The sequence below is a fragment of the Citrobacter sp. TBCS-14 genome (assembly GCF_005280805.1).
In the GTDB taxonomy this organism is placed as follows: Bacteria; Pseudomonadota; Gammaproteobacteria; order Enterobacterales; family Enterobacteriaceae; genus Citrobacter; species Citrobacter gillenii.
The window spans coordinates 255-490 of sequence record NZ_SZWM01000910.1; the positions used below are offsets into that span (position 1 = coordinate 255).

Here is a 236-nt window from a genome sequence, read left to right on the forward strand (position 1 = left end):
CCAGCGTCGCCAGCGATGGCAACCTGACGATCGTGTGCTCGCGCGGTGTGAAACTGCTGGCGGATGCGCCATTAGTCGAAGTTGCCGACGGCGATTTCGACATTATCGTACTGCCAGGCGGTATTAAAGGCGCCGAGTGTTTTCGCGACAGCCCTCTGCTGGTCGAAACCGTGAAGCAGTTTCATCGCTCCGGGCGCATTGTCGCGGCAATCTGCGCCGCTGCCGCGACCGTCCTC

Annotated in this window: 1 protein-coding gene; it reads left to right on the top strand. The window is 61.4% G+C overall.

All coding sequences use genetic code 11. The features are described 5' to 3' along the window. Window positions 1-236, top strand: a 236-nt coding sequence (locus tag FDX22_RS22015) for a DJ-1/PfpI family protein (RefSeq protein WP_186805426.1), incomplete at both ends; no start/stop codon positions are given.